The organism is Rugamonas sp. DEMB1 (genome assembly GCF_029834475.1).
Taxonomy (GTDB): domain Bacteria; phylum Pseudomonadota; class Gammaproteobacteria; order Burkholderiales; family Burkholderiaceae_D; genus Rugamonas; species Rugamonas rubra.
In genome coordinates this window covers 3,333,579-3,355,204 of record NZ_CP122407.1, presented here as the reverse complement: position 1 = coordinate 3,355,204, position 21,626 = coordinate 3,333,579, and the positions used below count along the sequence as shown (strand labels likewise).

Below are 21,626 nucleotides of genomic sequence, written 5' to 3'. Positions count from 1 at the left end.
CCAAGATGAACCAATATAAACCGTCCTTACACCCCACCGCGCCAGCCTGGCGCTACGACGCCCCGGCCCGTTTGCTGCACTGGCTGCTGGCCCTGTTGATCGTCGTGCTGATCGGCGTGGGCTGGTACATGATGGAGATCGAGGACGATCCCGGCAGCGCCGTCTACTTCATGCTGCACAAGTCCTTCGGCCTGGTGCTGGCGGCGCTGGTCGCGGCGCGCCTGCTGTGGCGCTTCGGCCACCGGCCGGCGCCGCTGCCTGGCAACGTGGCGCCGTGGCAGGTGCGCCTGTCCGGCCTGACCCACGGCCTGCTCTACCTGTGCATGGTGCTGATGCCGCTCACCGGCATCATCGGCGCGGCCTTGAGCAAGCGCGGCCTGGTGTTCTTCGGCCTGACCTTGCCGCGCTGGTTCGTGCCGGACCACGACCTGGCCGAGCAGTATTTCGACGCCCACGGCGCCATCGCCTGGGTCTTGGTGGCGCTGATCGTGCTGCACGTCGCGGCCGGCCTGAAGCACCTGTTGGTCGACAAGGACGGCGTGTTCCAGCGCATGGGCTGAACGCCGGCCGACGCCGAGCCGGCCATTGGCCGTCGGCGTCAGGCCGGCTCGGCGTGCTCCACCAGCAGCTGCACCTTGGTGACGCCGTTGTACTCGTTGGCGTCGAGGCGGAAGGCGACGCGGGCGCGCTCGCCGACCGAGTCGACATGGCCGAACCAGATGGCGTCGAAGCGGCTGCCGTTCTTCTCGAGCAGCAGCTTGAGGTGGCGCTCCTTCAAAATGCGCTGGCTGACGACGCGGAACTCGTCGCAGAACACCGGCGGCGCGAAGCCCTGGCCCCACACTTGGCCGGCCATCAGGGCGATGAAGTCGGTGGTGTAGTAGGCCTCCTCGAGCGGGCCGTCGGTTTCGATGACGCGTTCGAGCTGCTGTTCGCTGAGCCAGGCGCGGCCGACCGCCTCGAAGGCCTCGGCGAAGGCGTCGAAGGCCTCGGCGCGGATGGTCAGGCCGGCCGCCATGGCGTGGCCGCCGAACTTGTCGATCAGGCTGGGCGCGCGCTTGGACACCAGGTCGAGCGCGTCGCGCAGGTGGAAGCCGGGGATGGAGCGGCCGGAACCCTTGATCCAGCCGTCGGCGCCGGGCGCGAAGGTGATGGTCGGACGGAAGAACTTCTCCTTCAGGCGCGAGGCGACGATACCGATCACGCCCTGGTGCCAGGCCGCGTCGAAGACGCAGATGGTGCTGCTGGCGGCCGGCTCGAACTCGTCGAGGTGGAGCAGGGCGGTGTCCTGCATCTCGGCCTCGATCTCGCGCCGCTTCAGGTTGATCTCGTTGAGTTGCTGGGCCAGCGCCCAGGCGCGGCCCTCGTCGTCGGTGACCAAACACTCGATCCCCAGCGACATGTCCTGCAGGCGGCCGGCGGCGTTCAGCCGCGGCCCGAGCGCGAAGCCGAGGTCGAAGGGGCTGGCGGTGCGCGGTTCGCGCCCGGCGACGCGGAACAGCGCGGCCACGCCGGCGTGCATGCGGCCGGCGCGCATGCGCTTGAGGCCCTGCGCCACCAAAATCCGGTTGTTAGGGTCGAGCCGCACCACGTCGGCCACGGTGCCCAGCGCCACCAGGTCGAGCAGGTGGTCCAGCTTGGGTTGGCTCTGGGCGTCGAACACGCCGCGCCGGCGCAGCTCGGCGCGCAGGGCCAGCAGCACGTAGAACACCACGCCTACGCCGGCCAGGTGCTTGCTGGGGAAGCCGCACTCGGGCTGGTTGGGGTTGACGATGACGCGGGCGGCCGGCAGCGTGTCGGCCGGCAGGTGGTGGTCGGTCACCACCACCTCGATGCCGCGCCGGTTGGCCTCGGCCACGCCGTCGATGCTGGCGATGCCGTTGTCGACGGTGATGATGATGTCGGGCGACTTCTCGCGCGCGGTCAGCTCGACGATCTCCGGCGTCAGGCCGTAGCCGTACTCGAAGCGGTTGGGCACGATGAAGTCGATGGTCGCGCCCATCGAGCGCAGGCCGCGCAGCGCGGTGGCGCAGGCGGTGGCGCCGTCGCAGTCGTAGTCGGCGACGATGCACATGCGCTTGTTGGCGGCGATGGCGTCGGCCAGGAAGACGGCGGCGGCGTCGATGTGCAGCAGGCCGGCCGGCGGGATCATCGCCGCCAGTTCGCTCGACAGGCTCCTTCATATCGGTCAGGCCGCGCGCCGCGTACAGCCGGGCCAGCACGGGGTGGACGCCGCCCTGGCGCAGCATTTCGGATTCGCGGAAGGGGTAGGTGCGGGTGGCGATGCGGGTCATGGCAGGAGGTTCTTCAGAGTGTGCTTGTGCCAGAACTTGCGCTGGGCGAGTTTGCTGGTGGTGAATTCGGCGCTGGCGCCACGGTGGTTGAGGATCAGCGTGGCGCTGCCGACGCGCCCCGTTTGCAGCGCCGCCAGCAGCGGCGCGAACCAGTCCTGCTCCAACTGCTGCATGCGCGCCAGCCATTGCGACCAGTCGCCGGCGATGCCGGGCTCGATCAGCGCGGCGCAAACGACGGTGGCCTGCGCGCCGCCTTGCCGCAGCAGCTCGGCCAGGGCCACGTCGCGCAGCGCCGGCCGGGCCAGCGCCATCATCCAGGCCGGGCCGGCGTTGACCGCCAGCGCGCCGGCGGCGCCGGTGCTGCCAGTTTTCGGCCGGGCCGCCGCCGGGGCGCCGCCCCAGATCCAGAAGGAGTTCACCGGCGGCAGGCCGCGCGCCTGGCGCGCCTCGTTGACGGGGTGCTCGTACCACAGCATCTGGATCTCGTTTTGCAGCTTGCGGAAGGCGACCGCGTTCGGCCCTTCCGGCATCAGATCGCTCAGGTTCATGCTGCTGGCGCTGTCGGGCGAACTGGTGGCCAGGCCGGCCCAGTCGTCGGCGCGCAGGAACCAGGTGCCGGCGTCGCCATAGCGCAGCTCCTTGGCCAGTTCGGCAAAGTAGGGTTGGGCCGCCTCGAACAGGACGCGGGCGTCATCGTCGGCCAGCGCGAGGGCGCGCGGGTCGGCCAGGCTCAGGTGGGTGCGCGCCATCTGCACGTGGATGGGGTGGACGATGAACCAGTGGCCCTCCCGGGCCGGCTGGCCGTAGCCCTGCAGCACGGCGCCGGCCAGCGGCGCGCTGGCGTCGGCGTCGGCGTCGGCGTCGGCGTCGGCGTCGGCGTCGGCGTCGGCCGGCGCGGCCGGCTGGGCGCGCAGGCCCAGCTGAGCGGCCAGCCAGGATTCATGCGGCAGCACGCGGGCGCCGGCGTCGCAGGCTTGCACGCGGCGCGCGCTCGTGCGCGACAGCAGGGCGGCCAGGGCCGGCGTGTTCAGTGCGCGTTGGAGGTCGGGGGCTAGTTCGGCCGGCGGCAGGGCGTAGGGCAGGGCGAGGGTAATTTGCTTCATGCGGCATTGTAGTGGATATAGCTGCCGCAACGTAAGACAGCGGCCCGTCCTAAAGGCACTTGGAATATTTCGTTACGGAAATGAAAATTAGTATTTCACAATAAATGTTGGCTCACGTTAAAACTATAAGTATAATTGCGGCAACAGATGATATTGAAGTGATATCTCTTTCGATCAGGCCAGCGCTGGGGTACATGCAGCGGTCGCCGGCACCACACCAGCGGGGCAGCACGAGTTGCTTCGATAAAAATAACCATTTGGGAATACAACATGAAGCTTAGTAAAATCGTCGCCGCCTCCACCCTGCTGTTTGCCACCCTGCCAGCCTTCGCCGCCACCGCCTTCTTCGACTTCTCCGACCTGGAATACGTCAAGGGTAAAAACACCGGCCTGCTGCCGTCCGAGCCGAGCAGCGGCTACTTTGCCTGCACCGGCGCCGACCTGTGCAGCTCGAACGTCGACAACAAGAAGGCCGCCCTCGGTGGCGACCTGAAGTACACCGTCAACGGCATCACTGCGACCGCGACCGCCCAGTATTTCTCGCAGAACAAGTGGACCACCGCCTCGGTGGTGCAGGACAACGAGAACGGCCACAACTTCGCCAAGCAGATCGGCGCCGGCCTGGGCGTATACCACACCAGCGGCGACAACAGCGACGACAACATCACCAACAAGGAAAAGCTGGTGCTCAGCTTCGCCGGCCCGGTCAAGCTCGACGCCGCCTTCCTGCGCTCGGACGGCCACGACACCGCCTGGAAGAAGGACGCCACGCTGCTGCTGAACGGCGTTGAATACAATCTGGCCGGCTCGCTGCTGCCACAAAACCTGGTCGGCTCGGTGTTCACCTTCGAATTCGGCGGCAAAAAGGCCGACCAGTTCTACCTGGGCGGCATGACCGTGTCGGCCGTGCCGGAACCGTCGAGCTACGCCATGCTGCTGGGCGGCATCGGCCTGATGGGTCTGATCGCGCGCCGCCGCAAGCAGCAAGCCTAAGTCCACCACGGAACGGCGCCGGCGCCGCTTTCCCTCAACGGCTCCTGCGGGGCCTTTTTCATGGGCGGACGGGGGCGCGCGGCAAACGCGCGGCGTTTCGCGCATGAAACGCTATTTATATGGCACACTGCGGGCTCACACGTTTTCACCGTCTTCGGAGCCCATGAGTATTATCCAGAATCTGCCGTTCGAATGGCTGGTCGGCCTGCGCTACACCCGCGCCGGCCGGCGCAGCGGCCGCAATAGCTTCATCTCCTTCATCTCGCTGATCTCCATGGCCGGCATCGGCCTGGGCGTGGCGGCCCTGATCGTCGTGCTGTCGGTGATGAACGGCTTCCAGAAGGAGGTCACCGACCGCATGCTGTCGGTGCTGGCCCACGTCGAGATCTTCGACGCGCGCGGCGCCATGCCGAACTGGATCGCCGCCGCCGCCGAGGCGCGCCGCAACCCCGAGGTGAAGGGCGCCGCGCCCTTCGTCGAAACCCAGGGCATGCTGGTGCGCGACGACGTGCTGCGCCCGACCATCATCCGTGGCGTGCTGCCGGAGCAGGAACCGAACGTCTCCGACGTCGCCTCGCAGGTCAAGCGCGGCAGCTTCAACGCGCTGCAGCCGGGTTCCTACAACATCGTGCTGGGCATCGAGTTGGCGCGCGCGCTGCACGTCAACCTGGGCGAGAAGGTCACCCTGGCGCTGGCCCAGGGCCAGGCCACGCCGGCCGGCGTGCTGCCGCGCATGCGCTCGTTCACCGTCACCGGCATCTTCGAGGCCGGCCATAACGAGTTCGACTCGGCGCTGGCCTTCGTCCACATCACCGACGCGGAAAAACTGCTGCGCCTGGACGCGCCGTCCGGCCTGCGTCTGCGCCTGGTCGACATGCACCGCGCGCCACAGGTGGCGCACTGACCTGAAACGCAGCATGTCGGGCGATTTGATCATGCGCGACTGGTCCAAGCTCAACGCCAACTGGTTCGCCGCCGTACAGACCGAGAAGCGCATGATGTTCATCATCCTCACCTTGATCATCGCGGTGGCCGCCTTCAACCTCGTCTCGACGCTGGTGATGACGGTGACCGACAAGCAGGCCGACATCGCCATCCTGCGCACGCTGGGCGCCTCGCCCCGTTCGATCATGAAGATTTTCATGATCCAGGGCGCGCTGGTGGGCATTTTGGGCACCATGCTGGGCGTGGCGGGCGGCGTTCTGGTCGCCCTCAACGTCGACGTGATCGTGCCGTTTATCGAACATTTATTGGGAGTGCAGTTCTTGTCGAAGGATATCTACTACATCAGCGCCGTGCCGTCCGACCTGCGCTGGCCGGACGTGTTCAAGATCGGCGGCGTGGCCGTGGTGCTGGCCTTTGTCGCCACCATCTACCCGAGCTGGTGGGCCGCCCGCGTCAAACCTGCGGAGGCGCTGCGCTATGAGTAATCAGACTTCATCGACCAAGCCCTCGGCGGCCTTCGACACCAGCACCCCGGTGCTGTCCTGCCGTGGCCTGGGCAAAACCTTCACCCAGGGCAGCTACTCGGTGCAGGTCTTGAACGGCATCGACATCGACGTGCGGCGCGGCGAGCGCGTCGCCATCGTCGGCGCCTCCGGCTCCGGCAAGTCGACCCTGCTGCACCTGCTCGGCGGGCTGGACACGCCGACGCGCGGCAGCGTCACCCTGCTGGGCCAGGACTTCGCCAGCCTGAACGAGAAGGCGCGCGGCGACCTGCGCAACGCCTCGCTCGGCTTCGTCTACCAGTTCCACCACTTGCTGCCGGAGTTCACCGCGCTCGACAACGTCGCCATGCCGCTGATGATACGCCGCGTCAAACGCAGCGAAGCGAGCAGCGTGGCGCAGCAGATCCTGGCCCGGGTCAACCTGGCCAAGCGCGTCACCCACGTGCCGGGCGAGCTGTCCGGCGGCGAGCGCCAGCGCGTCGCCCTGGCGCGCGCGCTGGTGACGCAGCCGGCCTGCGTGCTGGCCGACGAGCCGACCGGCAACCTCGACCACGCCACCGCGCAGACCATCTTCGATTTGATGCTGGAGCTGTCGCGCACGCTGGGCACCGCCTTCGTCATCGTCACCCACGACATCGAGCTGGCGCGCCGCTGCGATCGCATCCTGCGGCTCACCGACGAGGGGCTGCGGCCGTACCAGGAGTAAGCATGTGGATCGACACCCACTGTCATCTGGACGCGCATGAATTCGGCGCCGAGTCGGCGGCGCAAGCCGCGCTGGCGCGCGCCGAGGGCGTCGGGATGATCGTGGTGCCGGCGGTGGAGCGGGCCAATTTCGCCGTGGTGGCCGGGCTGGCCGCCGGCGTCGACAACGCCTGCTACGCGCTGGGCATCCATCCGATCTACGTGCCGCAAGCCGGCGAGGACGACTTGCTGGCGCTGCGCGAGCGCGTCGCCGCCGCCATGGCCGACCGGCGCATGGTGGCCATCGGCGAGATCGGGCTGGACTTCTTCATTCCGATGCTGAGCGAGCCGGCCATGCGCGACAAGCAGATCCACTTCTTCCGCGAGCAGCTGCGCATCGCCCGCGACTTCGAGCTGCCGGTGCTGATGCATGTGCGCCGCTCGCAGGACGTGGTGCTCAAGCACGCGCGGCAGATCCGCCCGGCCGGCGGCATCGCCCACGCCTTCAACGGCAGCTTCCAGCAGGCGCAGGGCTATATCGACCTGGGTTTCAAGCTTGGCTTCGGCGGGGCCATGACCTTCACCCGCGCGCTGCAGATCCGCCGCATGGCGACCGAGCTGCCGCTGTCGGCCATTGTGCTGGAGACGGACGCGCCGGACATCGCGCCGAGCTGGGTCCACCCGGGCCGCAACAGCCCGGACCAGATACCCCGCATCGGCGCCGTGCTGGCCGAGCTGCGCGGCCTGTCCGTCGCCGAGGTGGCCGGCGCCACCACTGCCAACGCGCGCGCCGCGCTGCCGCGCGTGGCGGCCCTGCTGGGCGCCTGACCCGGCGCCGCTGCGGCGGCACCTTCCACCGTCTTCGCCACTTCCACCGCTTCGACTATTTGCAGTGGCCGCCTGCCGGCAGGCCGCAGACGATCGCTTGCGACACGTCGGCGTTCTCCAAATAAGTGGTGTGCGCCGGGTAGGGATTCTCCAGCAGGCCGAAATAGGTCTTGTCGTTGGAGACCAGCACGTTGGCGATGGCGACCTTGCTGCTGTCGTAGTGGGCTGGCAGCAGCAGGTAGGACAGCAGGTCGTTCGGATCGGTGAAGGCCACCACCGTCAGCGGTTTGACGATGCTGCGCCGCTTGGGCAGCTGGTCGAGGAACTGGCTCAGCGAGTCGGTGCGGCGGATTTTCTTGTCCTCCAAGGCCAGGCGGGTGTCGCGGTCGGCCAGGCTGAGCAGGGGCAGCTGGTTGGCGCCCATGAACAGGTAGGCGAGGCGGTCGGCCACGGTGCCGGCGGCGCGCTTGCTCCGCGCCTCGTCGTTCCTGAGCATGGTGTTGAGCGCGTCGAAGGTGATCTTGCTGCCCAGGCTCTCGGCCACCAGCACCAGCGGCACGGCGGCGCCGTTGTCGCGGCCGGCCTTGGCCTTGTCCTCCATGACGTTGGTGATGGCGGCGGCCAGCGCGCGGCGGATGAAGTCCTTGCTGTCGCCCTGGTAGATGATGGCGTCGGACAGGCAGTCGTTGAGCAGGGTGTCCTTCAGCTTGCCGTTGACGCTGGCGCGCTGCGGTTTGCAGACCTCGTCGGTGGCGCAGTTGGTCGGCGTGCCGGTGTCGTCGTAGGCCAGCAGCTGCTTGAGCGGCGCCGTCAGGCCGGACCAGATCAGCGCGTTGAAGCGGATGGTGCCGCCGCCCACCTTGGCGGTGGCCGTTACCACCTCGATCTCCTGCGACGACGGGGCGGCCTTGTCGGGCAGCGCGGGCAGCGGGATGTAGGCCTTGTCGGCCGCCTTGGCCAGGGTGTTGATGGTGTCCACCGCCCACTGCTGGTCGTGGGTGCACATGCCGTGGACCAGGATGACGTCGAGCTCCTTGTTCGGGCTCTCGGCCAGCAGCTGGGCCATGCCGGCGAAGGGTTTGCTGTCGCGCACGGTGACGGGCGGATGGTAGGGCGTGGTGCAGGCGCTCAGCAGCAGGACGCCCAGCAGGGGGAGGAACTTGTTCAACTTGCTCTCCTTTCGATGGCGATGGGGGGCGTGATCAGTTTCTTCGTGCAAGAGCTGTCCTACAATATTGCGCCAATTCGCCAGGGGGCATTCTCACCTATTGTCACAAGGAGCTTTCCCCATTCCCGCATGGACGCGGCGGGCCGATCCGCCCTGCGGCGCGCCCAACTATTTGGCTATGTCACAATAAGTTTATTTGTGGAACTATAATGTCGCTCTCGACTTTTATGGCGCTACCATGAATATACCCCGCGACGCGCGCATTGCAGTTTTGCTACCTTGTTATAACGAAGCGCTGACCATCGCCGCCATAGTGCGCGATTTCAACACTTGCCTGCCGCAGGCGCAAGTCTATGTATTTGACAACAACTCGACCGACGACACGGTGCAGCGCGCGCGCGCGGCCGGCGCCGTGGTGCGCCGGGTGCCGACGCAGGGCAAGGGCAGCGTAGTGCGCCGCATGTTCGCCGACGTCGAGGCCGACGCCTACGTGATGGTGGATGGCGACGACACCTACGACGTCGGCGTGGCGCCGCAACTGGTCGCGCAACTACTGGGCGACGGCCTGGACATGGTGGTCGGCAACCGCGTCAGCACCGAGCAGGCCGCGTATCGGCCGGGCCACCGTTTCGGCAACGCGATACTGACCGGCTGTGTCTCGCTCATCTTCGGCCGCACCTTCACCGACATCCTGTCCGGCTACCGCGTGTTCTCGCGCCGCTATGTCAAATCGTTCGCGGCGCACTCGGTCGGCTTCGAGATCGAAACCGAGCTGACCGTGCACGCGCTGGAGCTGCGCATGCCGGTGGCCGAAGTGCCGACCATGTATAAATCGCGGCCGGAAGGCTCGGTTAGCAAGCTCAACACGTATCGCGACGGCGCGCGCATCCTGATCACCATTTTGCGTTTGTTCAAGTCCGAGCGGCCGTTGGCGTTCTTCTCGATCGGCGCCGCCGCCAGCGCCTTGTTGTCGCTGGTGCTGGCCGAGCCGCTGCTGGCGGTCTATCTGCGAACCGGCCTGGTGCCGCGCCTGCCGACCTCCGTCCTGTGCGCGTCCCTGATGCTGCTCGGCGTGATCCTGCTGGTGTGCGGCCTCATACTCGGCGCCGTCACCCGCGGCCGCATCGAGCAAAAACGCTTTGCCTATCTGGCGTATCCCGCACTAGCCTGGGCCGAGCCGGGCCCGGCGGCGGCGCGCGAGAGGGCTGCATGAACCTCCTGCATCGATCGTTGGCGGCGCTGGACGCCGGTTTCATCCGTCGCACCGGGTTCCTGGCCCGCCGCCGCGCCAGTGTGGTGCTGGCCGTCCTGGTCCCCATCCTGTTTGGCTTGGTGTCGGTAGCGATAGGCCAGGACGACAACTGGAACCTGCGCAACTACCATCTGTACAACGTCTACGCGCTGCTGAACGAGCGCATCGGTTTCGACCTGGCGCCCGCACGGTTTCAAACCTATTTCAACCCCACGCTCGACCTGTTGTACTACGGCTTGAATCATTGGCTATCGCAGCGTGGCGCCGGCTTTGTCATGGGCGCGCTGCATGGCTTGAATTTCGTGTTGCTGCTGGCCATCGCACGGCAGGTGGCCGGCGCCGCTGTGGACGTGCGCCTGGCGCTGCTGTTGGCGGGGGCTGGCGTGCTCGGCCCCGGCTTCCGCGGGGAGTTGGGCAACACGATGGGGGACAATATGACGGCCTTGCTGGTGCTGGGCGCGCTGTATCTGATCTTGTCGCGCTGGGAGGCGCTGTCGGAGCGGGGCGGCAAGGCGGCGGCGGTCGTGCTGTGGGCCGGCCTGCTGATGGGGCTGGGAACCGGGTTGAAGCTGACCAACGCCCCCTACGCGGTCGCCCTGTGCCTGGCATTGTTCGCCGTGCCGCTGGCATACCGCCGGCGGTTGGGGCTGGCCTTCCTGTTCGGGGGCGGCGTGTCAGCGGGCGTGGCGCTCACCGGCGGCTGGTGGTTCCTCAAGATGTGGCAGACTTTCGGCAACCCCTTGTTTCCGCAATTTAACAACATCTTCCACAGCCCGTGGGCGACCGAGACGGCGGTGATCGATGCGTATTTCCTACCGAAGACGCTGTTCGAGTACCTGCGCTGGCCCTTCATCTTCGCCAGCGATTCCAGCCGGGTGACGGAGGCGCCGACCCGGCTGGGCATGTGGCCGGCAACCTATGTGTTGTTCGCCGTGTGCGGCGTGGTGCTGCTGCTGCGCCGTTTGCGCGGCGCGGCGATGCCGTCGATCGGCCCGCGCGGCCGCTTCTTCCTGCTGTTCTTCGGCCTGACCTACCTGGTCTGGATGCGCATGTTCAGCATCTACCGATACCTGATCCCGTTGGAGCTTCTGGTGCCGCTGGCGATCTGGCTGCTGTGGCGCAGCATCGCGGGCTCGGTGCCGGCCGCGCATCGCCTGGCCGGTGCGATGTTGGTGGTGCTGTTGTTGTGTGCCATTCCGACGCCCCGGTGGGGCAACGCGCGTTGGGGCGAGCGTGCCTACAGCGCCGAGGTGCCGGCCTTCGCACAGCCCGCGCAAAGCGTGGTGTTCTTCGCGAATCCGGAGCCGCCGATGGCCTGGCTGGCGACGATGTTTCCGCCGCAGGTGAAATTCATCGGTGTCGACACCGGCTTCCCCGAATCGCCGGCCTGGCGGCAGCGCATGCGGCAGGCCGTGGCCGAACGCAGCGGTCCGCACTATGTCATGCTGGGCGCCGAAAAAAATGAAAAGCTGGACACGCTGCAGAACAAGCTGGCGGCGGCCCAATGGCTGGGTTTGACCGGGGACGCCGCCGGCTGTGCCAAGCTGGACTGGCTGGGCCGCCACGTGCGGCTGCAGGTCGAACTGCGCCGCCTGCCTTTCGGCGGCTGCACCTTCGAGCTGCTGCCGCAGCATCGCGCGGTGGACCTGGCAACGCCAAACCGCGCCATCGTCGATGTCGCCGCGCAGCATTTGCAGCGCTTTGGCATCGCCCTTGATGCCGCCAGCTGCAGGGTCTATCCGGCCGCGCTGGCGCGCAGAACGTATCTGTATCAGCTGTGCCGGGCGACCCCGGCCGCGACGCCGCAATAATTCCGGCGCCGTCCCGTCGAGTTGGCGAGGAGAGTGCGGGGCCGTGCGGCAAGTTCCGGCTGGCGGGGGCGCTTTCAGCGTGGCGGGACTGAGCGAGGTCAAGCGCGGCGCGCCGCAGCCGCGCGCTAGCTGCCGGTATGCGTAGTATGGCTGCTGTTGCCATTGTTGATAGCGGACGTCAGCTATGCGGATAACGATCCTCGGCTTTGTCGCCGGCGCGGCCTGGCTGCAGACGCAGGCGGTGTTGCCGGAGTTTCCCTGGCTGCTGCCCGGGGGTGGGCTGGCGTTGGCCGGCGTGCTGCTGGCTGGGCACCAGCCAAGCGGGGCCTGGCGCGGCGCACGGCACGACCCTTGCGCCGCCTGTTGGCGCTGGCCGCCGGCCTCATGCTCGGTGTCGGCTGGGCCGCGTTGCTGGCCGCGCGCGCGCTGGCGCCCCAGTTGGCCGCCGCCGACGAGGGGCGCGACCTGACGCTGGTCGGCGTGGTCGACAATCTGCCCTACCGTTTCAGCGACGGGGTGCGCTTCCAGTTCAAGGTGGAGAGTGTGGCCGACGGCACGGCGGTGCCGCCGCGCGTGGTCTTGTCGTGGTACGCCGGCCAGCGCGGCGTGGTCAACGAGGTCGGCGTGGTGCGGCCGGGCGAGCGCTGGCGGCTGACGGTGCGCCTGCAACGCCCGCACGGCAACGCCAACCCGCATGGCTTCGATTACGAGGTGTGGCTGCTGGAGCAGGGCGTGCGCGCCACCGGCTATGTGCGGCCGGCGCGCGGCAACCGGCGGCTGGATGGCTTTGTGCCCAGCGTCGGCAACGTGGTCGAGCGCTGCCGCGACGCGCTGCGCGAGCGCATCCTGGGTGCCTTGCCGGGGCAGGAATACGCCAACGTGCTGGTGGCGTTGGTGGTGGGCGACCAGCGCGGCATTGCCCAGTCGGACTGGCAGGTGTTCAACCGGACGGGTGTGGGTCACCTCATTTCCATTTCAGGTTTACATATTACGATGGTCGCCGGGCTGGCCGCGCTGGCCGTCTCGGCCTTGTGGCGGCGCTCCTTCTTCACCGGCGCGCAACTGCCGCTGCTGCTGCCGGCGCAGAAGGTGGCGGCGATCACCGGCGCCGGTGTCGCGCTGCTGTACGTGCTGCTGGCCGGCTTTGGCGTGCCGGCCCAGCGCACCTTGTACATGTTGGCGGTGGTGGCCGCCGCGTTGTGGCTGGACCGTATCACCAGCGTGTCTTACGTGCTGTGTGCTGCGCTCGGGCTGGTGGTGCTGCTCGACCCGTGGGCCGTGCTGTGGCCGGGGTTTTGGCTGTCGTTCGGCGCGGTGGCGCTGATTCTGTACGCGACCGTGGGTCGCACCGCCAACTCCGGTGGAGCGACGGCCCCTGCCACTGGCGCGTCCGAGCCTCCTACAGCGTCCGCTTCCGGCTCCGCCTCCGCACCCGCGCGCGCGAAGGCGCAGGCGCAGATGCGGGCGCGGCGCGTATGGCAGGCGCTGCGTTTGGGCGCGCACACGCAATACGTGGTCACCTGCGGCCTGGTGCCGTTGACGATGCTGCTGTTCGCCCAGGTGTCGCTGGTCAGTCCGTTGGCGAACGCGCTGGCGATCCCATTGGTGAGCCTGGTGGTGACGCCGCTGGCGCTGCTGGGCAGCGTACTGCCGATGGCCTTGGCCGTGCCGGTGCTGGGCCTGGCGCATTGGCTGGTGCGCGCGCTGGCGGCCTGCCTGCAATGGTTCAGCGGCTGGGAACTGGCGGTGTGGTGCGCGCCGACGCCGCCCTGGTGGCTGTTCGGCTGGGCCATGCTCGGCACCTTGTGGCTGCTGGCGCCGCGCGGTTGGCCGGGCCGCTGGCTCGGGCTGCTGAGCTGGATTCCGCTGTTGACGGCGCCGCCGGCGAGCCCGCCCGCCGGCCAGCTGTGGGTCACCGCGCTCGACGTCGGCCAAGGCATGGCGCTGCTGGTCGAGACGGCCGGCCACCGCCTGCTGTACGACACGGGGCCGGCGTATTCGCCCGAGTCGAACGGTGGCAACCGGGTGATCCTGCCGTATCTGCGGGCGCGCGGCATCGGCCAGTTGGACGGCCTGATCGTCAGCCACAGCGACATCGACCATGCCGGCGGCGCCTTGGCGGTGCTGGGCGGCGTGCGGGTGGGCTGGTTGCTGTCCTCGCTGTCCGCCTCCCACGCCGTGGTGCGGGCGGCGCCGCGCCACGGGCCGTGCGTGGCGGGGCAGGGCTGGAGCTGGGACGGCGTGCGCTTCGAGATCTTGCATCCGCTGGCCGACAGCTACGCCGACGCCGCGCTCAAGCCGAACGCGCGCGGCTGCACGCTGCGCATCAGCGCCGGCGGCCGCGCCATCCTGCTGGCGGCGGACATCGAGGCGGCGCAGGAGGCGGCGCTGCTGGCGCGCGCGCCGGAGCGGCTGCGCGCCGACGTGCTGCTGGCGCCGCACCACGGCAGCGGCACCTCGTCCACGCTGCCCTTCCTGTTGGCGGTGCGGCCCGAGCTGGCGCTGTTCCAGGTCGGCTACCGCAACCGCTACCGCCATCCCAAGGCCGAGGTGTTCGAGCGCTACGGCGCGCTGGGCGTGCGGCGTCTGCGCAGCGACGAGGCCGGCGCCGTCACGCTCGTGTTCGGCGCCGGCATCGATGTGACCGCCTACCGCCAGCGGCACGCGCGCTACTGGTACGCGCGCTAGCGGCCCCGGCGCAAAATTTTCCGGAACATTCGTCGCGCCGGCGGGTCGAAGTAGGTGGCGTCGCGGCTCGCGGCGCATTGGCGGAGCTTGTACGCGCGGCCGGGCCGGTCTGTGCCGGTGCCGAGTACCACGCGTCGGGATCCTGACCAACCACGTCAATGTTGTTTTAGAGGAGTTAGACATGCAGACACATACAGAATCGGCGGATGTGGGCGGCGGCCGGGCGCCGTCGGCGGGGCTATTGTCGGACCAGGACGAGATCGGCGAACTGCGCGTCCTGTTCGACGGCCAGGCCGGCAACCCCTTGCAACCCACCGAGGCGCCGCGCGGCAAGGCCCGCGCCGCCGCCGTGTCGACGGACTATTACGGCGCCTTCAGCGTCGAAAAGTTCGCCGCCGCCAGCAGTCTCACCTATACGCACGAGGACGCCGGAGGTTGGCTCAACTACGTGCAACAATTCCAGGCCGCAAACTTCTGGTACAAGGACGCCGGCGTGGCCCCCTGGGCCTACTACGAGCAGTACGACAACTGGCAGGACACCTACGGCATGGACGCGGTGATGGCGGTCTACCATTCCGGCCACGGCGCGATGGACGGCAACGGCGTGTTCTACGCCGCCATGGGCAGCGATTGGGGCGGCCTGGGCACCAACGCGGTGTCGTCGAACATGGCGCTGGGCAACGAGCAGGTGCGCTATATCTTCTGGTCCACCTGCTTCTCGCTGCGGGTGCTCAACGGCCATAATCCGATCCGCAGCTGGAGCAAGTCCAACCTGGGCTTCCGCATGCTGTTCGGCTATGAGACCACCAGCATCGACGCGCCCAACTACGGCAAGGACTTCTGGAACCAGTGGAACAAGGGCAAGTCCTTCAGCCAGGCCCACCTGGACATGAGCTGGTACGACGTGTCGACCCACCAGGCGCCGTCGGTGGTGGCCTGCGGCGCCTCGGCGGCCGAGGCGCAGAACCGGCTGTACAACGAGCGCCTGTTCAGCTGGGGTGCGGTGAGCCGCGACTACTGGCACTGGCGTTGGTACTACGCCGCCTCGCTGGCGCTGGCGGCGCGGGCGCGCAACCACAAGGTGCCCGAGCGCATCACCGTGGCCCAGTTGGGCATCGAGCAGGTCGGCGCCAGGTTGGTGCGCGGCATCATCGACAGCCTGCCGCTCGAGCTGGCGCTGCCGCAGGAGGTGGCGGCCAATCCGGCCGGCATCATTGTGCTGGAGGAGGGCGGACGGCGCATCTCGATCGATCCGCACGGCACCTACGACGCCCAGCTCGGCGAGCCCAACCTGGAGAGCGGCAACGAGCTGTTGCTCAGCGCGACGCTGCTCAAGGCCAACGACGTGGTGCGCCAGTTCGGCCTGGACCGCAACGACATCACCTTCGACCGCGTGCTGTACAAGTACGACTGCAGCGGCAGCACCAAGGGCAGCGGCGAGATCGGCACACCGCGCATCACCGAGACGGTGGTGCAGTTCACCCAGTTGATCGACGGCATACCCGTCATCGGCCCGGGCGAGGGCAAGGTGGCGATCACCTTCGACAACGACGCCAACGTGACGGCGGTGCTCGACACCACGCGGCGCATCGACAAGCTGCTCGACGCCTTCAGCGCGCCGCAGGCGAGCGACGGCGCCGCGCCGCAGAGCAACGGCCACAACGGCGGCGCCAGCCACCGCGGCAACGGCGGCGGCCTGGCCGGCCAGCGCTTCGGCAGCATCGATCCGCAGGCGCTGTTGGCCAACGCCTGGCAGGAGAAGATGAAGACCTGGGTGCTGGGCAACAGCATGCCGGAACGCTATTCGGTGGTGCCGGACAGCTACGAGATCGGCTATGTGATCCGTGGCAACAGCGCGTTGCTGGTGGCGCGCGAGGAGGTCGAGGTCGACTGCGGCGGCGGTTTCGTCAAGCGCTTCGCCGTCGAGGCGCCGCTGCATCCGACGGTGCCGGCGCAGGTCTACCATTGAGTTGCGCGCCGGCCTAACCTAAACGGGCCGGGCGGTGGCGCCGGCCGGTGCAAGCCCATTCGGGCCGTCCGGCCGGCGCCCCGGCCCGGCGCGCCGCCAGCGCGCCGCCGGCCCGCCATCTCGCAAGCCATGTCACAATTCGGACTTGATTCTGAGCAACATTGTCAAGTTGTGGTAAAGTGCGCGGCCATATCATGCCAAATGATAAAGCTTGCGTGCTTGGTATTTGGTTTGAGTTCGACGCGGCGCGTGCGCCGCTTTTTCATTTTTGTATAGGAAGTAATATGTTTCTTGTTTGGCAAGGTCTCGGTTTCGTCGTCCCCCTCATCCCCATCGTTTTCATCCTGCTCGGCCAGTTCCTGCTGGACGCCGTGATGGGACCAGGCTTTTACCACTCGCACGGCTGGTCGATGGCCTTCATGTTGCTGCTGTCGGGCGTCGCCGTGTGGATGCTGGGTACGCGCTTGAACAACAAGCCGGGCCGCGAACTGATCGACCCGCAAACCCAGGAAACCGTCATCCTGCGCAAGCGCCACACGCTGTTCTGGATTCCCTTCCAATACTTCGGCATCATCATCGGCGTGCTCGCCACCCTGTTCCTGTTCTTCTAAGCGGCGAAGCGCCGGCCGTCCCGCCAAGCGGCGAGGGCGGCCATTTGCCGCTAACGGCCTAGCCGCGGGGCGCCAGCACCATGGCGCACGGCGGGCAAGGCCGCTGCTGCCTGGCGCTCGTCGAGCTTGAACACGCTGACCACCTGGGCCAACTGGGCCGCCTGGGCCTGCATTGCCTCGGCGGCGGCGGCCGCCTGCTCCACCAAGGCCGCGTTCTGCTGCGTCACCTGGTCCATTTGCGTGATCGCTTGGTTCACCTGTTCGATGCCGGCGGTTTGCTCGTGGGTCGCGGCGCTGATCTCGGCCATGATGTCGGCCACCCGTTTGACGCTGTCGACGATCTCCGTCATCGTGCTGCCGGCCTCGCCGACCAGCTTGCTGCCGGCGTCGACCTTGTCCACCGAGTCGTCGATCAGCCCTTGATCTCCTTGGCGGCGGCGGCCGAGCGGTGCGCCAGGTTGCGCACCTCGGAGGCCACCACGGCGAAGCCACGGCCCTGTTCGCCGGCCCGGGCCGCCTCCACCGCCGCGTTCAAAGCCAAAATATTCGTTTGGAAGGCGATGCCGTCGATCACGCCGATGATGTCGGCGATCTTGCGCGAGGAGGCGTTGATCGAGCTCATCGTGTCGACCACCTGGGCCACCACGGCGCCACCCTTGCTCGCCACCGCCGAGGCGCTGGCCGCCAGGCCGTTGGCTTGGCGCGCGTTGTCGGCGTTCTGTTTGACGGTGGAGGTCAGCTCCTCCATCGACGAGGCGGTCTCCTCCAGCGAACTGGCCTGCTGCTCGGTGCGCGAGGACAGGTCCAGGTTGCCGGCGGCGATCTCGCTGGAGGCGGTGGCGATGGTGTCGGTGCCGCTGCGGATCTGCGTGACGATGCCGGCCAGGTGCTGTTGCATCGCCTTCATGCGGAACAGCACGCTGCCGTTGTCGCCGGCGTCGGTCTCGACGCGGCGCGAGAAGTCGCCGCTGGAGATGTCGTTGGCGACCTCGACCGCGTAGGCCGGCTCGCCGCCGATCAGGCGCATGATGTTGTTGACCAGCCAGAAGGCGATGCCGCCGCCCAGCACCACGGCCAGCAGCGCCAGGCCGACGCTGACCACCAGCATCTTGCGGGTGAAGTCGACGACGTCCTGCTTGGTCTGCTTGACCTCGGCGTTCTTCTCCTTGATGAATTCGAGCAGCTTGGTGCGCATTTCGCGCCAGACCGGGGTTTCGTCCTTTTTCAGCACGCCGACGGCGGCGGGCTGGTCTTCCTTGACGACGGCGAGGATCTTGCCGTGCAGCGCGGCCTGGCGCTCGCGCAGCGCGTTGACGTCCTGGAAGATCTTTTGCGCCGCCGGCCGCGCCTTGGCCAGCTCCTGGGCGAGATCGCTTTGTTCCTTGAACGATTTGCCGGCGTCCTCCAGGTTCTTGTAGCCGGTCGGGTTGGCCGGGTCGATCACCACGTTGCGCAGCGCCTGGCCCATCTGCAGGCCCTGCGCGTACATATTGGTGGAGGCCGACAGCAAGGCCTGGTCCTGTTCGAGGAAGCTGGAGAACTGGTTCTTGGCGTTCTGCATGCCGACCAGGGCGACGCCGATCGCGCAGATGAAGAAGAGAAACACCAAACCCATGCACAACATCATTTTTGTCTTGAGTTTCATTGGATCGCAATCGTGAGGGATGTTGTTGGCGAACGCCGCAGGCGGCCCCGTCTTTCTGCGGGGAAAGTTTAACATGGGGCCGTTCCGGGCTTCGGCGCAAATGGCCGGAAGTGTTGCTTTATCGTCGTAGAGGCGTGGCGCCCGAGGCCGGCCGGCGGCTTGACGCAGCACAGGCCATGCGCCGGACGGCTGCGGATAATCGATCAGGCACCGCCGTCCGGCGGCCCGGCCTGGAGGTAGCCCGATGCGCCCATCGAGATTGTCGTTGCCCCTGATTGCATTGTGGATATTGCTGGCGGCGCGTGGCGCACCGGCGCGGACGACGCCTGCGGCGCCGGCTGCCGGGCCCGCCCCGGTGGAGGCCATCGTCATCACCCCCGCGCCCTTGCAGGTGAAGACCTTGACCGGCACGGTCAGCCAGCTGGCGTCGGGGCAGGGCGCCATCGCCGGCCTGAAAAAGGGCGACCTGGTGCAGCTGAGCTATGCCGCCGGGGGCGGGGTGGCGGGCGCAGCGGGTGCCGGCGCGGCGCCGGCCTCGGTGCAACTGGTCGGCGCCACGCTGGTCGGCACCTTGAAGGAGGTCGCCGCCGACAAGACCTGGCTGATCGTGCGCAGCCGCCTGCCCGGGCAGCCCGACAACGAGGTCAACGTGCCGCTGCAGGCCGACGCGCCGTTCTGGCCGCTGGTGGCGGCGATGCGCCCCGGCGACGGCGTGGCGGCGGTGTACCGCGGCGTCGACGGCGTCAACCGCATCCGCATGCTGGAGTGGCAGTACCAGCCGGTGCCGCGCTGGCAGCGCTGGCTGTCGCTGAGCGGGGCGGCCGGGCTGCTGTTCCTGATGGCGCTGCTGCTGACCGGCTTCCACCCGGCGCGCCTGATCCTCGGCGTGGACAACCGCTACAGCACCTCGCAGTTGCAGACCGTGCTGTGGTTCTGGGTGGTCATCAGCGCCTACATGGCGCTGGTGTTCCACCGCATGGCCTCGGCCGGCTGGAGCTACGTGGGCGGGGTCGACATCCCGTCCAACCTGCTGATCCTGTCCGGCGTCAGCGTGCTGACCTTCACCGGCGCCAAGCTGATCAGCCGCAGCAAGGCGGCCGACGCCGACGCGCCCCGGCCGCAGGCGGCCGCCGCGCCCCGGCCGGCCGACCTGGTGCAGGACAACGCCCGGCGCACCGACCTGGGCGACTTCCAAATGGTCGTCATCACCGCGCTGGCCGTGCTGATCTACGCCGTCTCCACGGTCGAGTTCATGGAGCGCATCGAGTTCCGCCGCGTGGTGACCATGCCCGACGTGGACGCCACGCTGCTGGCCATTTTCACGCTGGGCCAGGCGGCGTATCTGGGCAAGAAGGCGGCGGGCGAGGGGCCGGCGGGGAATTAGAGCGTTTCCACCACCCGTGGCCGGCACAGCGCATTACAATTGAGAACAATTTTGCCATCCACGGAGACACGCCCGCCGCGCCGCTACCAGCAGCGGGGCGCCCGGCGCCATAAAAAAGACATGACAAAACCGCAGATTCACTTCGCCCACGCCAACAGCTATCCGGCCGGCGTCTACCGCCAATATTTCGCCCTGCTGGAGCAGGACTACGACATCGCCTCGCTCGACATGCACGCCCACAACCCGCGCTTTCCCGCCGAGGACGGCTGGGCCGCGCTGGTGCAGGAATACATCGCCGAGCTGGAGCGGCGCTACAGCGAGCCGGTGATCCTGCTCGGCCATTCGCTGGGCGGCATGCTCAGCCTGATGGTGGCCAGGCAGCGGCCCGACTTGGCGCGCTGCGTGCTGATGCTCGACGCGCCGGTGGTGGCCGGCTGGCGCGCGCTGTTCTGGCGCCTGATGAAGCTGACCGGCGGCGCCGACAAGTACTCGCCGGCCAAGTTCTCGGCGCGCCGGCGCAAGGTCTGGCCCAGCGTGGCGGCGGCCCACGCCCACTTCGCCGCCAAGGACCTGTTCGCCGCCTGGGCGCCCGGCGTGCTGGACGACTACATGGCGGCCGGCCTGGCGCCGCACCCCGAGGGGGTGCAGCTGCGCTTCACCCGCGAGGCCGAGACGGCGGTCTACCGCAGCCTGCCGCACCACCTGGGCCGGCTGGTGCGCGGCCGCTTCCCGGTGCCGATCGGCTTCATCGGCGGCACCGACTCGTGGGAGACCAGCCAGTCCGGCCTGGGCCACACGCGCGCGCTGGTGGGCCGGCATTTCCGCCTGCTCAAGGGCGGCCACCTGTTCCCGATGGAGTCGCCGGCGCTGGCGGCCGAGGCGACGCGCGCCATGCTGGCCGATTTGCTGGGCGGAAAATACCACTCGGCCAAGGAGCCGAAGAGCCTGCAGCGCGCCTAGTGGCGCCGAAAGTACTCTCGAAAACGGGTTTTTTCGCGTAAAATCGCGTCCCAAGGTCGGCGTCGCGCGCCGCGCGCGCTCTGGCCTTTCCCCGAATTCCTTTAGAAAATGCCTTAGCGATGACGATTAAAAGCGATAAATGGATACGCCGGATGGCGGAACAACATGGAATGATCTCGCCGTTCGAGCCGGGCCAGGTGCGCGAGTCGGACGGTCGCAAGGTGATCTCCTACGGCACCTCGTCCTACGGCTACGACATCCGCTGCGCCAACGAGTTCAAGATCTTCACCAACATCAACAGCACCATCGTCGACCCGAAGAACTTCGACTCGAATTCCTTCGTCGACGTGCAGAGCGACGTCTGCATCATCCCGCCGAACTCCTTCGCGCTGGCGCGCACCATCGAGTATTTCAAGATTCCGCGCAGCGTGCTGACGATCTGCCTGGGCAAGTCGACCTACGCCCGCTGCGGCATCATCGTCAACGTCACGCCGTTCGAACCGGAGTGGGAAGGCTATGTGACGCTGGAGTTCTCCAACACCACGCCGCTGCCGGCCAAGATTTACGCCGGCGAGGGCTGCGCCCAAGTGCTGTTCTTCGAAAGCGACGAGGAGTGCGAGACCTCGTACAAGGACCGCAACGGCAAATACCAGGGCCAGCAGGGCGTCACGCTGCCCAAGGCCTGATCCCAGGGCCCGATCCCGAGGCCTGATCTTTACCTGCCTTTACACGGCCCGCCATTGATACGGCGGGCCGTGTGTCGTTAACATCATTGAAGGAACTTTAAT

General features: G+C 67.7%; 14 protein-coding genes and 3 pseudogenes. 13 read left to right on the top strand and 4 right to left on the bottom strand.

The window, feature by feature from the left end:
• Positions 1 to 5: 5 nt before the first annotated feature.
• Positions 6 to 560: a cytochrome b gene (locus QC826_RS15155; protein WP_279766327.1), complete on the top strand. Its 555-nt coding sequence runs from the start codon at positions 6 to 8 to the stop codon at positions 558 to 560.
• 38 nt (positions 561 to 598) lie between these two features.
• Here QC826_RS15155 and recJ read toward each other — a convergent pair.
• Both recJ and QC826_RS15145 read right to left on the bottom strand, forming a co-directional pair.
• A pseudogene (recJ, locus tag QC826_RS15150) lies at positions 599 to 2,294 on the bottom strand (single-stranded-DNA-specific exonuclease RecJ).
• Entirely contained in the window at positions 2,291 to 3,397 is a 1,107-nt protein-coding gene (locus QC826_RS15145; protein ID WP_279766326.1) for a hypothetical protein, read from the bottom strand. The pseudogene recJ and the gene QC826_RS15145 overlap by 4 nt, the downstream one beginning before the upstream one ends.
• 270 nt (positions 3,398 to 3,667) lie before the next feature.
• On the opposite strand from QC826_RS15145, the gene QC826_RS15140 reads away from it, so the two are divergent.
• The 4 genes and pseudogenes from QC826_RS15140 to QC826_RS15125 all read left to right on the top strand — a co-directional run bounded on the left by QC826_RS15140 (position 3,668) and on the right by QC826_RS15125 (position 7,350).
• On the top strand, positions 3,668 to 4,390 hold the full coding sequence (locus QC826_RS15140) for a PEP-CTERM sorting domain-containing protein (RefSeq protein WP_279766325.1): 723 nt from the start codon (positions 3,668 to 3,670) through the stop codon (positions 4,388 to 4,390).
• Positions 4,391 to 4,553: 163 nt separating this feature from the next.
• Positions 4,554 to 5,820: pseudogene (locus QC826_RS15135) on the top strand (lipoprotein-releasing ABC transporter permease subunit).
• Entirely contained in the window at positions 5,813 to 6,544 is a 732-nt protein-coding gene (lolD, locus tag QC826_RS15130; protein ID WP_279766324.1) for a lipoprotein-releasing ABC transporter ATP-binding protein LolD, read from the top strand. Before QC826_RS15135 ends, lolD begins: the two are co-directional and overlap by 8 nt.
• 2 nt (positions 6,545 to 6,546) lie before the next feature.
• A complete protein-coding gene (locus QC826_RS15125; RefSeq protein WP_279766323.1) occupies positions 6,547 to 7,350 on the top strand; it encodes a TatD family hydrolase in 804 nt (267 codons plus the stop codon).
• Positions 7,351 to 7,405: 55 nt separating this feature from the next.
• Here QC826_RS15125 and QC826_RS15120 read toward each other — a convergent pair whose 3' ends face one another.
• Positions 7,406 to 8,518, bottom strand: coding sequence for a hypothetical protein (locus QC826_RS15120; protein WP_279766322.1), 1,113 nt, complete (start codon positions 8,516 to 8,518; stop codon positions 7,406 to 7,408).
• A 238-nt stretch (positions 8,519 to 8,756) separates the two neighbouring features.
• On the opposite strand from QC826_RS15120, the gene QC826_RS15115 reads away from it, so the two are divergent.
• The 5 genes from QC826_RS15115 (at position 8,757) to QC826_RS15095 (ending at position 16,849) form a co-directional block, all read left to right on the top strand.
• Positions 8,757 to 9,731: a glycosyltransferase gene (locus QC826_RS15115; RefSeq protein WP_279766320.1), complete on the top strand. Its 975-nt coding sequence runs from the start codon at positions 8,757 to 8,759 to the stop codon at positions 9,729 to 9,731.
• Positions 9,728 to 11,581, top strand: coding sequence for a glycosyltransferase 87 family protein (locus QC826_RS15110; RefSeq protein ID WP_279766319.1), 1,854 nt, complete (start codon positions 9,728 to 9,730; stop codon positions 11,579 to 11,581). The genes QC826_RS15115 and QC826_RS15110 overlap by 4 nt, the downstream gene beginning before the upstream one ends.
• A 351-nt stretch (positions 11,582 to 11,932) precedes the next feature.
• Positions 11,933 to 14,269: a DNA internalization-related competence protein ComEC/Rec2 gene (locus tag QC826_RS15105; RefSeq protein ID WP_279766318.1), complete on the top strand. Its 2,337-nt coding sequence runs from the start codon at positions 11,933 to 11,935 to the stop codon at positions 14,267 to 14,269.
• 181 nt (positions 14,270 to 14,450) lie between these two features.
• Positions 14,451 to 16,238, top strand: coding sequence for a DUF6345 domain-containing protein (locus QC826_RS15100; RefSeq protein ID WP_279766317.1), 1,788 nt, complete (start codon positions 14,451 to 14,453; stop codon positions 16,236 to 16,238).
• Positions 16,239 to 16,522: 284 nt separating this feature from the next.
• Positions 16,523 to 16,849 carry a hypothetical protein gene (locus QC826_RS15095; protein ID WP_093390101.1) on the top strand — a complete coding sequence of 109 codons (327 nt, stop codon included), beginning with the start codon at positions 16,523 to 16,525 and terminating at the stop codon, positions 16,847 to 16,849.
• Positions 16,850 to 16,899: 50 nt separating this feature from the next.
• On the opposite strand, the pseudogene QC826_RS15090 reads toward QC826_RS15095, so the two are convergent.
• Positions 16,900 to 18,494: pseudogene (locus QC826_RS15090) on the bottom strand (methyl-accepting chemotaxis protein).
• Between the two features lie 355 nt (positions 18,495 to 18,849).
• Here QC826_RS15090 and QC826_RS15085 point away from each other — a divergent pair.
• The 3 genes from QC826_RS15085 to dcd all read left to right on the top strand — a co-directional run bounded on the left by QC826_RS15085 (position 18,850) and on the right by dcd (position 21,524).
• Positions 18,850 to 19,878, top strand: a complete 1,029-nt coding sequence (locus QC826_RS15085) for a hypothetical protein (protein WP_279766316.1) — start codon at positions 18,850 to 18,852, stop codon at positions 19,876 to 19,878.
• Positions 19,879 to 19,998: 120 nt separating this feature from the next.
• Positions 19,999 to 20,838, top strand: a complete 840-nt coding sequence (locus QC826_RS15080; protein WP_279766315.1) for an alpha/beta fold hydrolase — start codon at positions 19,999 to 20,001, stop codon at positions 20,836 to 20,838.
• 119 nt (positions 20,839 to 20,957) lie between these two features.
• Positions 20,958 to 21,524, top strand: coding sequence for a dCTP deaminase (gene dcd, locus QC826_RS15075; RefSeq protein WP_093390105.1), 567 nt, complete (start codon positions 20,958 to 20,960; stop codon positions 21,522 to 21,524).
• Positions 21,525 to 21,626: the final 102 nt, after the last annotated feature.